Genomic DNA, 13,677 nt, shown 5'->3' with positions numbered 1-13,677 from the left:
GAGGCACGGGAGGCGCGGGGCGGGGCTGCCGCGGGCCTCCGGTCGGGCGCGTGGGGGCGGTCAGGACACCCCGCTCGCGTCCGCCGAGTGGTCGCGATCTGTCGGTTGGCAGGGCCGCAGCAGACGGTTCGCGACCGGTCGACGGATGAGCCGCGCGGGGCCCTGCCGCTAGCCGGCGCTGACGCGGTAGACGTCGTAGACGGCGTCGATGCGTCGCACCGCGTTCAGCACGCGGTCGAGGTGGATGGTGTCGCCCATCTCGAACACGAACCGGCTGAGCGCGAGACGGTCGGACGAGGTCGACACCGTCGCGGACAGGATGTTCACGTGGTGGTCGGTCAGCACCCGGGTGACGTCGCTGAGCAGGCCCGACCGATCGAGCGCCTCGATCTGGATCTGCACCAGGAACACCGACTTCGACGACGGGGCCCACTCGACCTCGATCATCCGGTCGGGTTCGTTCATGAGGGACTTCACGTTGGTGCACGACGACTGGTGCACTGAGACGCCCTGGCCACGGGTGATGAAGCCCACGATCTGGTCGCCCGGCACCGGGGTGCAGCACTTCGCGAGCTTCACGAGGATGTCGGGCGCACCACGGACCAGCACGCCGCTGTCGCTCGTGCGCAGCTGACGACTGGTGACCTGGCGCGGGAACGCGAGTTCGGGCTCGTCCGTCTCGGTTTCGGTCTGGACGTTCCCGAGGACCTTCTCGATGACCGACTGCGTCGACACGTGGCCTTCGCCGATGGCGGCGTACAGGGCGGAGACGTCCTCGTACCGCATCGACGAGGCGACCTCGGCGATGCTGTCCTGGCTCATGATGCGCTGGAGCGGCAGGTTCTGCTTGCGCATCGCCCGGGCGATGGCGTCACGCCCCTGCTCGATCGCCTCTTCGCGGCGCTCCTTGGTGAACCACTGCTTGATCTTGTTGCGCGCGCGGGGACTGCGGACGAACTGCAGCCAGTCCTGCGAGGGGCCGGAGTCGGGGTTCTTCGACGTGAAGATCTCGACGACGTCACCGCTGGACAGCTGGCTCTCGAGCGGGACGAGCCGACCGTTGACCTTCGCACCCATCGTGCGGTGGCCGATCTCGGTGTGCACCGCGTAGGCGAAGTCGACCGGGGTGGCTCCGGCGGGGAGACCGATGACCTTGCCCTGCGGCGTGAAGACGTAGGTCTCCTTGGCGCCGATCTCGTAGCGCAGCGAGTCGAGGAACTCGCCCGGGTCGCTGGTCTCGGCCTGCCAGTCGGTGATGTGGGCGAGCCACGCCATGTCCTGGTCGTCCGTGGTCGACGAGGTCCCGGCGTCACGGCCGGCAGCGCGCTGCTTGTACTTCCAGTGGGCGGCGACACCGAACTCGGCGCGCTGGTGCATCTCGTGTGTGCGGATCTGGATCTCGACCGCACGACCCTGCGGGCCGAGCACCGTGGTGTGCAACGACTGGTACAGGTTGAACTTGGGGGTCGCGATGTAGTCCTTGAAGCGACCGGGCAGCGGGGTCCAGCGGGCGTGCACCGAGCCGAGCATGGCGTAGCAGTCGCGGACGGTCGGCACGAGCACGCGGATGCCGACGAGGTCGTAGATCTCGTCGAACTCGCGACCCCGCACGATCATCTTCTGGTAGATCGAGTAGTACTGCTTCGGCCGGCCCATGACGTCGCCACGGACCTTGGCGGCCTTCAGGTCCTTCTTCAGGGTCCCGATGACGTTCTGGACGAACTGCTCGCGCTTCGGCTGGCGTTCCTTGACCAGGCTGTCGATCTCGACGTAGAGCTTCGGGTGCAGGACCGCGAACGACAGGTCCTCGAGCTCGAGCTTGATCATCTGGATGCCGAGCCGGTGCGCGAGCGGCGCGTAGATCTCGAGCGTCTCCTTCGCCTTGCGCGTGGCGGAGGCGGACTCGACGAAGCCCCACGTGCGGGCGTTGTGCAGGCGGTCGGCGAGCTTGATGACGAGGACACGGATGTCCTTCGACATGGCGATGACCATCTTGCGGACGGTCTCGGCCTGCGCGCTGTCGCCGTACTTGACCTTGTCGAGCTTGGTGACGCCGTCGACGAGCATCGCGATCTCGTCGCCGAAGTCGGCCCGCAGCTGGTCGAGCTGGTAGTCGGTGTCCTCGACGGTGTCGTGCAGGAGCGCCGCCGCGATGGTGATCGTGCCGATGCCGAGGTCGGCCAGGATCTGCGCGACCGCGACCGGGTGCGTGATGTACGGCTCACCGGACTTGCGCTTCTGACCGTCGTGTGCGCGCTCGGCGACCGAGTACGCACGCTCGATGAGCGTCACGTCGGCCTTGGGGTGGTGCGAGCGGACCGTGCGGATCAGCGTGTCCACCGCGCCGGCCGGCTGGGCCCGCGAGAACAGGCGCGGCAGCAGTGAGCGGAGGGAACCGAGGTTGCCGGTGGTGTTCGGACCGATCGGGCTCGAGGGCCGCGGGGCGGAACCCGGGCGGCTCGGCGCGGACGGCTCTTCGCGGGTGTCCGTCATGATGCGCCTCCCAGGACTCGGTCCGAGAGCTCGATCCGAGCTCGATCCGACAAGACTACGCGTCCCCGGTCAGTGCCCGTGACGTGGTTCGCCCTGGGCGTCGCGCTCCACCGGCGCCCCCGCCTGCTCCCACGCGAGCATGCCGCCGGAGAGGTTGACGGCCGGCACGCCCGACTGCTCGAGCGCCGCGACGATGCGCGATGACCGGCCGCCGGAGTGGCAGACGATGATGGCCGGCTGGTCGCCGCCGTCGATCTCCTGCCAGCGGTCCACGAACTCCGACATCGGCACGAGCGTGGCCTGGGGAGCGTGGACCTCGTCCCACTCCCCCTGCTCGCGGACGTCGAACAGGCGGGCTCCGGCGTCGAGGCGGCGCTGCGCCTCGGCGACGTCGATCTCCTGGATCTCGATGGGCATCAGACGCTCGCCTCTGCCGCGTCGACCTCACGCCGGCGCTTCTCGGCCGCCGCGGTCTTCTTGGCGTCGGACTCCTTGATCTTCGGCTCGTTCTCACGCAGCTGCGCGTACATCGGCGACGCGATGAAGATCGTCGAGTAGGTGCCGACGATGATGCCGATGAACAGTGCGAGCGAGATGTCGCGAAGGGTGCCGGCGCCGAGCACGTACGACCCGATGAAGAGGATCGCCGCGACCGGCAGCAGTGCCACGACCGAGGTGTTGATCGACCGGACGAGGGTCTGGTTCACCGCGAGGTTGACCGACTGCTTGAACGTCCGGATGGATTCCTGCGCGGTGTTCTCACGCACCTTGTCGAAGACCACCACGGTGTCGTAGAGCGAGTACCCGAGGATCGTCAGGAACCCGATGACCGCCGCGGGCGTGACCTCGAGTCCGACGATGCCGTACACGCCGGCCGTGATGAGCAGGTCGTGCAGCAGCGCCGCCATGGCGGACAGCGACATCTTCCAGGTGCGGAAGTACAGCGTCATGAAGACCGCGGCGAGGGCGAGGAAGATCACGAGACCACGGATGGCCTGCGCGAGCACGTCGGCACCCCACGTCGCGCCGATGAAGGTCGCGGCGACCTGGCTCTCCGGGACGTCGTAAGCCTTCGCCAGGGCGTCCTGCACCTCGGTCGTCTGCCGGTCGGTGAGCTGCCCGGTCTGCACGCGGATGCCGTGCGTGCCGAGCTGCGAGACGCGCGGGATCGACTCCGGGACGACGCCCTCGACGGTCTCGGTGGCGAGGTTCTGGTCGAGCGTCTTGACGTCGGAGATCGTGAACTCCGAGCCACCGGTGAACTCGATGCCGAGCTGGTACCCGCCACGGAGCCACGGGGTGACGAGCGAGATCACGATCATCACGAGGGCGATCAGGTACCAGGTCTTCCGGCGCCCGATGATGTCGTACGACCGCTTCCCCGTGTAGAGGTCGCTGCCGAACTGGCTGAAGCTGGCCATCAGTCGTCCTTCCCGTCCGGCGTCGAGCCGTTGTCGCCGGAGGCCTGCTGGGCCTTCCGCTCCGCGATCGTCTGTCGGCGCTGTGCCTCACCGGCACTGCGCTGGCGCTTGCCGTCCACGACGGGTGCGCGGAACTGGGCGCGCCCTCGGTAGACGGCACCGAGTGCTGCCGGGTCGAGACCACTGAACCGGTGCCCCTCGCCGAAGAACCGGCTGCGGGCGATGAGCTGCATCATCGGGTGGGTGAAGAGCGCGACCACCACGATGTCGATCAGGGTCGTGAGGAGCAGCGTGAACGCGAAGCCCTTCACGTCGGCGACCGCGAGCACGTAGAGCGTGACGGCGGCGAGGAAGTTCACCGCGTCGGACGCCAGGATCGTGCGGAGGGCACGCTTCCAGCCGGACTCGACCGCGCTCTCGAGGGCACGGCCGTCGCGGAGTTCGTCACGGATGCGCTCGAAGTAGACGATGAACGAGTCTGCCGTGATGCCGATCGCGACGATCAGACCCGCCACACCCGCCAAGGACAGGCGGTAGTCGACGCGCCACGACATGATCGCGATCACCAGGTAGGTGAGCACCGCGGCGATGCCGAGCGACAGCACGGTGACGAACGCCAGGGCCCGGTACTGGATGACCGAGTAGATGATCACCAGGATCAGCCCGATCAGACCGGCGACGAGGCCACCGATGAGCTGCGCGGTGCCGAGCGTCGCCGAGATGTTCTCGTTCGACTGCACCTGGAAGTTGATCGGCAGCGCACCGTACTTGAGCTGGTCCGCCAGGGTCTTCGACGACTCGGCCGTGAACGAGCCGGTGATCTGCGCCTTGCCGTTCGTGATCGCGGAGTTCGTCGTCGGTGCGGTGATGACCGAACCGTCGAGCACGATCGCGAACTGGTTCTGCGGCTGCTGGAGCGAGACGAGACGGTTCGTGACGGTGCGGAAGTCCTTCGAGCCCTCGCCGTTGAACGTGAGGTTGACGGCCCACTGGCCCGTCGAAGTGCCCTGCGAGTCGGTGGCGAGACCCGAGGTGGCGTTGCTGATGTCGGCACCGGAGACCTCGACCGGTCCGAGGATGTACTTCCCCGCGCCGTCCTGGTCACAGGTGACCAGGGGCTCGTCGTCGGGCGCCGTGGTGACGTCGTCCGGAGCAGCGCAGTTGTAGTTGGTGTACAGGTCCCGCAGCTTCGGCGTGACCCAGTTCAGGTCGCTCGCGTTCGTCGGCTTCGCGCTCGGGGTCGCGGCGAGCGAGGCCGGCGGCGAGTACGGCGTGGCCGATGCGGTGCCCTTGCCGTCGTCACCGACGGCGGAGTTCGTCGCGGCCTCGGTGAAGAGCACCGGACGGAAGGTCAGCTTCGCGGCTGCCTCGATGCGGTCGATCGTGGCCTTGTCGGGACGACCCGGGATCGAGACGACGATGTTGTTCGCGCCCTGGGTGTTGATCTCGGACTCGGAGACACCGGTGGCGTCGATGCGCTGTCGGATGATGTTCACCGCCTGCTGCAGCTGCTGCGAGGTGACGGAGTCGCCCTCGGTGTTCTGCGCCGCGAGGGTCAGCTGCGTGCCGCCCTGCAGGTCCAGAGCCAGCTCCGGCACCCAGCTCGCGCCCTGGTACCACTTGTCGGTGTCGTCCTTCGAAGAGCCGGCGAGGATCGACGCGGCGGTGTTCACGCCGGCGAGGATCGCCATCAGGATCACCAACCAGGTGAGCGAGCGCAGCGCCTTCTTGACGGGTGTCGATCGTGCCACCGGTCGTCTCGTCTTTCTGTTCAGGACCGTCGACACACCGTGCGACGGCAGAGGGAAGCCGCCGGGTCAGACGACCCGGCGGCCTAGGGCGTCAGTCGTCGGACTTGCGCTTCGTGGCGTCGGTCTCGTCGACACGGTCGGTGTCGACCCGCTCGCCGTAGACCGGCTCACCGTTGAGCTCGGCCACCGGCTTCGGCTCGTCCTCGGTGGTCGTGGTGGTCTCGACGTCGGACGCGTTGTCGTCGACGACGCGCGACAGGGTCTGACGGTGCACGGTGACGATGGTCCCCGGTGCGATCTCGACGTCAGCGGTGACCTTCTCCTCGTTCACGGAGAGGAGCGTGCCGTAGAGGCCGAAGGACAGCATGACCTTGGCGCCCGGGACCATCTTGTCCACGAGTTCGGCCTGCTGCTTCTTGCGCTTGCGGCTGTTGTAGAACATGAAGGCCGCGAACGCCACGACGATGACGATGAGGATGACTTCTTGACCCATGATGCGTTGCCTTCTCTGGTTGCTCGGTTTCGGGCCGTAGCAGTCTAGGGCACGCCGGTGTCCGTGGCATGTCACCCGACTGATCGGCGGTCAGGCGGTGGGTTCCGGGTCGTCGAAGAGCCCCGGCTGCCCGCCGTCGCCCTGCCCCGGGGTGAGGCCGAGGTGTCGCCAGGCCCGCGGTGTCGCGATGCGCCCGCGGGGGGTGCGGGTCACGAGTCCGACGCGGACGAGGAACGGTTCGACGACCGACTCGATGGTCTCGGATTCCTCGCCGACGGAGACCGCGAGGGTGTTCAGGCCGACCGGGCCCCCGTCGAACCGGGTCAACATGGTCTCGACGACGGCTCGGTCGAGCCGGTCGAGCCCGAGTTCGTCGACGTCGTACAGGTCGAGCGCGCCCTGGACCGCGGCCATGCCGTCAGTGGTGCGGTGCACGAGGGCGTAGTCGCGCACCCGGCGGAGCAGGCGGTTCGCGATGCGTGGGGTGCCACGGGAGCGTCCGGCGATCTCGCGCAGGGCGGTCCGGTCGATGTCGAGTTCGAGCAGGTGGGCCGCACGGATCAGGACCTGCTCGAGCTCGTCCTTCTCGTAGAACTCGAGGTGGGCGGTGAACCCGAAGCGGTCGCGCAGCGGGTTCGGCAGCAGGCCGGCCCGGGTGGTGGCCCCGACGAGCGTGAACGGCGCGAGGTCGAGCGGGATGCTCGTGGCACCCGCGCCCTTGCCCACCATCACGTCGATGCGGAAGTCCTCCATCGCCAGGTAGAGCATCTCTTCTGCCGAGCGGGCCATGCGGTGGATCTCGTCGATGAACAGCACTTCGCCCGGGACCAGGGACGACAGCACGGCGGCGAGGTCACCGGCGTGCTGGATGGCCGGGCCGCTCGACATGCGCAGCGGTCGCCCGGTCTCGTGCGCGACGATCATCGCGAGCGTGGTCTTGCCGAGGCCGGGAGGACCCGCCATCAGGATGTGGTCGGGCGTGCGCTCCTGCATGCCCGCGGCCTTGAGGAGCAGGTCGAGCTGCCCGCGGACCTTGCGCTGCCCGACGAACTCGTCGAGCGAGCGCGGACGGAGCGCACCTTCGAACGCGAGTTCTTCCTGCGACTCGGCGCCGGCGGAGGTGATGCCGCTCACCGGCCGGCTGCCGCGGGTCGGAGCGCACCGAGGGCGGCGCGGAGCAGGGCCTGGGTGCCCATCGCGGCGGCACCGGGCTCGTTGGCGACGGCGTCGTCGACCGCGGTCTGCGCCGCGTCTTCGCGCCAGCCGAGGCCGATGAGCGCCGAGACGACGTCGACCGCGGCGGGGTGGACTGCGGTCCCCCGTGCGGCGGCGACCACGGCAGCCTGCTCGAAGGCCACGAGCTTGCCGGAGAGCGCGACGATGATGAGCTTGGCGGTCTTCGGGCCGATGCCGGAGACCTTGCGGAACGCGCCGTCGTCCTCGTTCGCGACGGCGTTCGCGATCTGTGCCGGGTCCATGTGGGCCAGGACGCCCATCGCGGACTTCGGGCCGACGCCGGAGACCCCGCGGAGCAGATCGAACACCTGCAGCGCGTCGGTCGACTCGAAGCCGAACAGCAGGTGCTCGTCCTCGCGCACGATCATCGCGGTCCGCACGAACACCTCGGACCCGTGGCGCATCGTCAGCGCGTGTGCGGGGGTCACGGTGACGGCGTACCCGACTCCCCCGACCTCGATCACCACGGCCGAACCGGCGATGTCGATGCAGGTGCCCCGGAGACTCGCGATCATGCTCCGAGCCTAGGGCCGCCCACCGACGACGCCGACCTGCCACGCTGCGGGCGGGCCGCGGCGGCGGCCGCGCGGGCCAGCGGCGAGTCGACGGTGCCGCCCTGCGCGTCCCGCCAGGCGCGCTGTGCGGGGGTGAGGTTCGTGGCACGCGAGCCGGCGGCATCGGGTGATCCGAGCCTCCAGGCATGGCACACGGCCAACGCGAGCGCGTCGGCGGCGTCGGCCGGCTTCGGGGCCTCGTCGAGCCCGAGCACGCGCGCGATCATGGTCTGCACCTGACGCTTGTCGGCGTTGCCGTAGCCCGTGACGGCGGCCTTGACCTCGGACGGAGTGTGCAGCCCGACGGGCAGGCCGCGGGCGGCCGCGGCGTGCAGCGCCAGGCCGGCCGCCTGCGCGGTCCCCATCACGGTGCGGACGTTCGCCTGCGCGAACACCCGCTCGACGGCGACCGCATCGGGGTGGTGTTCGTCGATCTCGGCGGCGATGCCGTCGGCGATGCGGAGCAGCCGCTGTTCGAGCGGCATGTCCGGCGGGGTGCGCACGACCGTCACGTGGACGAGTCGTGCGCGCCGGTTCGGTGCGACCTCGACGACGCCGACGCCGCACCGGGTGAGCCCGGGGTCCACCCCGAGCACACGGAGCACGGCTACTCGCCCTCGTCCTCGTCGAGCTCGGCCTGGACGTCCGCGGGGATGTCGAAGTTCGAGTAGACGTTCTGCACGTCGTCGGAGTCCTCGAGCGCGTCGATCAGGCGGAACACCTTGCGGGCGGTCTCGGCGTCGACCGGGACCTTGAGGCCGGGGACGAACTCGGCGTCGGCGGAGTCGTAGTCGATGCCGGCGTCCTGCAGTGCGGTGCGGGCGGCGACCAGGTCGCTCGCCTCGGTGATGATCTCGAAGCCGCCGCCCTGGTCGATGACATCCTCGACCCCGGCGTCCAGCACCGCGGTCATCACGGTGTCCTCGTCGAGGCCGTCGGTCTTCGTGACCGAGATGACGCCCTTGCGCGAGAAGTTGTAGGCGACGCTGCCCGGGTCGGCCATGGTGCCGCCGTTGCGCGACATCGCGGTCCGGACCTCGGCCGCGGCACGGTTCTTGTTGTCCGTGAGGCACTCGATGAGCATCGCGACGCCGTTGGGGCCGTAGCCCTCGTACATGATCGTCGTGTACTCGATGGTCTCGCCCGTGAGACCCGCACCGCGCTTCACGGCGCGGTCGATGTTGTCGTTGGGGACCGAGGTCTTCTTCGCCTTCTGCACGGCGTCGACCAGGGTCGGGTTGCCGGACATGTCGGCACCGCCCATCTTCGCGGCGACCTCGATGTTCTTGATCAGCTTGGCGAACGACTTGGCACGGCGCTGGTCGATGACCGCCTTCTTGTGCTTGGTCGTTGCCCACTTGGAATGCCCGGACACGGTTCTCCTTGCGTCTTGCGGAAAGTCCCGCTCAGTTTAGCGGCCCTCTGGGCCGAACACCGGCCTGGAGGCGCGGCGCGGCTTCCGTCCCGTCGGTGCGGCGGGTGGGCGGTCACGCCTCAGGCGCTGCGCACCAGGTCGAGGAACCGGCGGTGGAAGCGGTCCTCGCCGGCGACCTCGGGGTGGAACGCGCTGGCGATGACGTTGCCCTGCTGCACCGCCACGACCTGCCCGTCCGGCAATGCACCGAGGACGTGGACGTCGTCGCCGCGCTGCTCCACGACGGGGGCCCGGATGAACACCGCGTGCACCGGGGCCTCTCCGAGGTCGGGCATCGGGATGTCGATCTCGAACGAGTCGTTCTGCGCTCCGAACGCGTTGCGGCGCACGGTGGTGTCGAGCACGTCCAGGGTCTGCTGCCCGTTGATGCCGTCGGTGATCCGCGACGAGAGCATGATCATGCCGGCGCAGGTGCCGTAGGTGGGCAGGCCACCGCGGATCGCGTCGGCGAGGGGCTCGGCGACGCCGAACGCGCGGGACAGCTTGTCCATCACGCTGGACTCACCCCCGGGGATCACGACACCGTCGAGGGTCTCGATCTCCTCCGGGCGACGCAGCGGCACCACGTCGGCGCCGAGCTCGGTCAGCGAGGCGATGTGCTCGCGGAAGTCACCCTGCAGCGCCAGGACCCCGATGCGGGGCCGAGCGCCGCTCGTCGGGCTACCAGCCACGCTCGGCGAGGCGGTGCGGTGCGGGGACGTCGGCGACGTTGATGCCGACCATCGCCTCGCCCAGACCACGGGAGACCTCGGCGATGACCCGGGGGTCGTCGTGGAAGGTCGTCGCCTTGACGATCGCGGCGGCACGGGCCGCCGGGTCGCCGGACTTGAAGATGCCGGACCCGACGAAGACACCGTCGGCGCCGAGCTGCATCATCATCGCGGCGTCGGCCGGGGTGGCGACACCACCGGCGGTGAACAGGACGACGGGGAGCTTGCCGGTGCGGGCGACTTCCTGCACGACGTCGATCGGCGCCTGGAGCTCCTTGGCGGCGACGTAGAGCTCGTCGTCACGCAGGTTGCGGAGCGCCGCGATCTCCTTGGTGATGGTGCGGATGTGCTTGGTGGCCTCGGACACGTCGCCCGTGCCGGCCTCGCCCTTGGAACGGATCATGGCCGCACCCTCGGTGATGCGACGGAGCGCCTCGCCCAGGTTGGTGGCACCGCAGACGAAGGGGGTGGTGAACTTCCACTTGTCGATGTGGTTCACGTAGTCGGCCGGCGACAGCACCTCGGACTCGTCGATGTAGTCGACACCGAGCTCCTGCAGCACCTGCGCCTCGACGAAGTGGCCGATGCGGGCCTTCGCCATGACGGGGATCGACACCGCGGCGATGATCTCCTCGATCATCGAGGGGTCGGACATGCGGGCGACGCCGCCCTGCGCACGGATGTCGGCGGGGACGCGCTCGAGGGCCATGACGGCGGTCGCACCGGCTTCTTCCGCGATGCGGGCCTGCTCGGCGTCGACGACGTCCATGATCACGCCGCCCTTGAGCATCTCGGCGAGTCCGCGCTTGACGCGGTCGGAGCCGGTGATCGAGGTGCCAGGGGTGCCGGAGGTGCTGGTGCTGTCGCTCATGATGCCGACCAGTCTAGTGCGCCCGGGGCCACCCGTCGGCGACGAGTCGACGGGTCTCGCCGAGCAACTGCGACATGGACTTGGTCCGGGCGATGATCGGGAAGAAGTTCGCGTCCGACTGCCACCGCGGAACGATGTGCTGGTGCAGGTGTGCGGCCACGCCGGCACCGGCGACCTCGCCCTGGTTCATGCCGATGTTGAAGCCGTCGCAGTGCGACACCTCGCGCAGGACCCGCATGGCGGTCTGGGTCAGCTCGCCGATCTCGCGCAGCTCGTCCGGCGTGGCCTCGTCGTAGAGCGGGACGTGACGGTACGGGCAGACGAGCAGGTGCCCGTTGTTGTACGGGAACAGGTTGAGCAGCACGTAGGCGTGCTCGCCCCGGGCCACGATCAGGGCGTCCTCGTCGGACATCCGCGGGGCTTCGCAGAACGGGCAGTCGTCGTCGTGCCCGCGGCCCCTGCCTTCGCGGCCGGCGTCGATGTAGGCCATCCGGTGCGGGTTCCAGAGCCGCTGGAACGCGTCCGGGACGGCTGCGCCGGTGGCCGCGTCGCGGATCACCAGCGGATCGGTGCCCGCACCCCCGGTGCCCGCGGCCGCGGTGGGACCGGTCACGTCGACGACGTGACCGGTCCCCGCGGCCTGCTCCGGGCCTCCCGACCGTGTCATCAGACCTGCGCGCGCTCGCGGATCGCGGTGAGGATGCGGTCCACGGCCTCGTCGACGGGCACCGCGTTGTCCTGGCGGCCGTCGCGGAAGCGGAAGCTGACGGCACCGGCGTCGCGGTCGTCACCACCGGCGATGAGCTGGAACGGCACCTTCGCCTTGGTGTGCGTGCGGATCTTCTTCTGCATGCGGTCGTCCGAGTGGTCGACCTCGGCGCGGACACCGTGGGCACGGAGCTTCGCGATGACCTCGTCGAGGTAGTCGCCGTACTCGGCCGCGACCGGGATGCCGACGACCTGGACGGGCGACAGCCACGCCGGGAACGCACCCGCGTAGTGCTCGGTGAGGACCCCGAAGAAGCGCTCGATCGAGCCGAACAGCGCGCGGTGGATCATCACCGGACGCTGACGCGAGCCGTCGGCCGCGGTGTAGTCGATGCCGAAGCGCTCGGGCAGGTTGAAGTCGAGCTGCACGGTCGACATCTGCCAGGTGCGCCCGATGGCGTCGCGGGCCTGCACCGAGATCTTCGGGCCGTAGAACGCCGCACCGGCTGGGTCCGGCACCAGCTCGAGGCCGGACTCCTCGGCGACCTGGCGCAGGGTCTCCGTCGCGACGTCCCAGACCTCGTCGTCACCGACGTACTTCTCCGGGTCCTTCGTGGAGAGCTCGAGGTAGAAGTCGTCGAGGCCGTAGTCGCGCAGGAGCGAGAGCACGAACGCGAGAGTCGTTGTCAGCTCCTCCTTCATCTTCTCCTGCGTGGTGAAGATGTGCGCGTCGTCCTGGGTCAGGCCGCGCACGCGCGTGAGGCCGTGGATGACGCCGGACTTCTCGTTGCGGTACACCGTGCCGAACTCGAACATCCGGAGCGGCAGGTCGCGGTAGGAGCGGGGCTGCGACCGGTAGGCCAGGATGTGCATCGGGCAGTTCATCGGCTTGAGGTAGTAGTCGGCGCCCTGCCGGGTGACGTTGCCGTCCTCGTCCTTGGCCTCGTCCATGTGCATGGCCGGGAACATGCCGTCCTTGTACCAGCCGAGGTGCCCGGAGGTCTCGAACAGGTCGCCCTTGGTGATGTGGGGCGTGTAGACGAACGAGTAGCCGTTCTCCTCGTGCCGACGGCGCGAGTAGTCCTCCATCTCGCGGCGGATGATGCCGCCCTTCGGGTGGAAGATCGCCAGGCCGGAACCGATCTCGTCGGGGAACGAGAACAGGTCGAGTTCGGCGCCGAGCTTGCGGTGGTCGCGCTTGGCGGCTTCCTCGAGGCGCACCAGGTACGCCTTGAGCTGGTCCTTGTCGGGCCAGGCGGTGCCGTAGATGCGCTGCAGCTGCGGGTTCTTCTCGGAGCCGCGCCAGTACGCGGCGGCGACGCGCATGAGCTTGGCGGCGTTGCCGATCCAGCGGGTGTGCGGGACGTGCGGGCCGCGGCAGAGGTCCTGCCAGAGCACCTCGCCCGACTTCGGGTCGACGTTCTCGTACACGGTCAGCTCGCCGGCACCGACCTCGACGCTCTCGCCGGAGTCGCCGTCGGACGCCGCACCCTTGAGGCCGATGAGCTCCTGCTTGTAGGGCTCCCCCGCCATCAGCTCGCGTGCCTGCTCGTCGGTGACGACCACGCGACGGAAGCGCTGGGCCTGCTTGACGATGCGGTCCATGCCCTTCTCGATCGCCTTGAGGTCTTCGGGGGTGAAGGGCTCGGCGACGTCGAAGTCGTAGTAGAAGCCGTCGTTGACGGGCGGCCCGATGCCGAGCTTGGCGTCCGGGTTGATCTGCTGCACGGCCTGCGCCAGCACGTGGGCTGCCGAGTGCCGGAGGATGTCGAGCCCGTCCTGCTCCTGCAGGGTGACGGCCTCGGCGGTCTCGCCGGCCTGCACGTCCGCCGCGAGGTCCTTCAGCACACCGTCGACGCGGATCGCGACGACGCCGCGCTCACCGTCGAAGAGCTCGGTGCCGGTCGTGGTCGTCGTCGCGGTCCGGGGCTCGGGTGCCTGGGGAAGCTCGGCGGGCGCGGGTGCGACTGACTCGGTCACGATGATGGGACTCCTCGATCGAAAT

Annotated in this window: 13 protein-coding genes; all 13 read right to left on the bottom strand. The window is 69.2% G+C overall.

Annotation, left to right across the window (positions count from 1 at the left end):
• Positions 1–168: 168 nt before the first annotated feature.
• Positions 169–2,493, bottom strand: coding sequence for a RelA/SpoT family protein (locus BR70_RS0107795; RefSeq protein ID WP_231495664.1), 2,325 nt, complete (start codon positions 2,491–2,493; stop codon positions 169–171).
• A gap of 69 nt (positions 2,494–2,562) precedes the next feature.
• Entirely contained in the window at positions 2,563–2,910 is a 348-nt protein-coding gene (locus BR70_RS0107790; RefSeq protein ID WP_027465606.1) for a rhodanese-like domain-containing protein, read from the bottom strand.
• Positions 2,910–3,914, bottom strand: a complete 1,005-nt coding sequence (secF, locus tag BR70_RS0107785) for a protein translocase subunit SecF (protein ID WP_027465605.1) — start codon at positions 3,912–3,914, stop codon at positions 2,910–2,912. The genes BR70_RS0107790 and secF overlap by 1 nt, the downstream gene beginning before the upstream one ends.
• The gene (gene secD, locus BR70_RS0107780; protein WP_027465604.1) at positions 3,914–5,665 is read right to left on the bottom strand and encodes a protein translocase subunit SecD; all 1,752 of its coding nucleotides are present in this window, start codon (positions 5,663–5,665) and stop codon (positions 3,914–3,916) included. The genes secF and secD overlap by 1 nt, the downstream gene beginning before the upstream one ends.
• Positions 5,666–5,756: 91 nt before the next feature.
• On the bottom strand, positions 5,757–6,158 hold the full coding sequence (locus BR70_RS20085; protein ID WP_051596726.1) for a preprotein translocase subunit YajC: 402 nt from the start codon (positions 6,156–6,158) through the stop codon (positions 5,757–5,759).
• A 90-nt stretch (positions 6,159–6,248) separates the two neighbouring features.
• Positions 6,249–7,292: a Holliday junction branch migration DNA helicase RuvB gene (gene ruvB, locus BR70_RS0107770; RefSeq protein WP_027465603.1), complete on the bottom strand. Its 1,044-nt coding sequence runs from the start codon at positions 7,290–7,292 to the stop codon at positions 6,249–6,251.
• Positions 7,289–7,909 (bottom strand): Holliday junction branch migration protein RuvA, encoded by a 621-nt coding sequence (ruvA, locus tag BR70_RS0107765; protein WP_027465602.1) that lies wholly within the window; start codon positions 7,907–7,909, stop codon positions 7,289–7,291. The genes ruvB and ruvA overlap by 4 nt, the downstream gene beginning before the upstream one ends.
• Complete coding sequence (gene ruvC, locus BR70_RS20080) at positions 7,906–8,553, bottom strand: crossover junction endodeoxyribonuclease RuvC (protein WP_035808297.1); 648 nt, start codon at positions 8,551–8,553, stop codon at positions 7,906–7,908. Before ruvC ends, ruvA begins: the two co-directional genes overlap by 4 nt.
• A gap of 2 nt (positions 8,554–8,555) precedes the next feature.
• Positions 8,556–9,323, bottom strand: a complete 768-nt coding sequence (locus tag BR70_RS0107755; RefSeq protein WP_017887357.1) for a YebC/PmpR family DNA-binding transcriptional regulator — start codon at positions 9,321–9,323, stop codon at positions 8,556–8,558.
• A 119-nt stretch (positions 9,324–9,442) separates the two neighbouring features.
• Positions 9,443–10,054 (bottom strand): pyridoxal 5'-phosphate synthase glutaminase subunit PdxT, encoded by a 612-nt coding sequence (pdxT, locus tag BR70_RS0107750; RefSeq protein WP_027465601.1) that lies wholly within the window; start codon positions 10,052–10,054, stop codon positions 9,443–9,445.
• Positions 10,044–10,964 carry a pyridoxal 5'-phosphate synthase lyase subunit PdxS gene (gene pdxS / locus BR70_RS0107745; RefSeq protein WP_027465600.1) on the bottom strand — a complete coding sequence of 307 codons (921 nt, stop codon included), beginning with the start codon at positions 10,962–10,964 and terminating at the stop codon, positions 10,044–10,046. Before pdxS ends, pdxT begins: the two co-directional genes overlap by 11 nt.
• A gap of 13 nt (positions 10,965–10,977) precedes the next feature.
• The gene (locus tag BR70_RS0107740) at positions 10,978–11,631 is read right to left on the bottom strand and encodes an HIT family protein (protein WP_231495663.1); all 654 of its coding nucleotides are present in this window, start codon (positions 11,629–11,631) and stop codon (positions 10,978–10,980) included.
• Entirely contained in the window at positions 11,631–13,652 is a 2,022-nt protein-coding gene (thrS, locus tag BR70_RS0107735) for a threonine--tRNA ligase (protein WP_027465598.1), read from the bottom strand. The genes BR70_RS0107740 and thrS overlap by 1 nt, the downstream gene beginning before the upstream one ends.
• Positions 13,653–13,677: the final 25 nt, after the last annotated feature.

The organism is Curtobacterium sp. UNCCL17 (assembly GCF_000686685.1).
GTDB classification, from domain to species: Bacteria; Actinomycetota; Actinomycetes; order Actinomycetales; family Microbacteriaceae; genus Curtobacterium; species Curtobacterium flaccumfaciens.
This window is presented reverse-complemented; position numbering and strand designations above follow the sequence as displayed.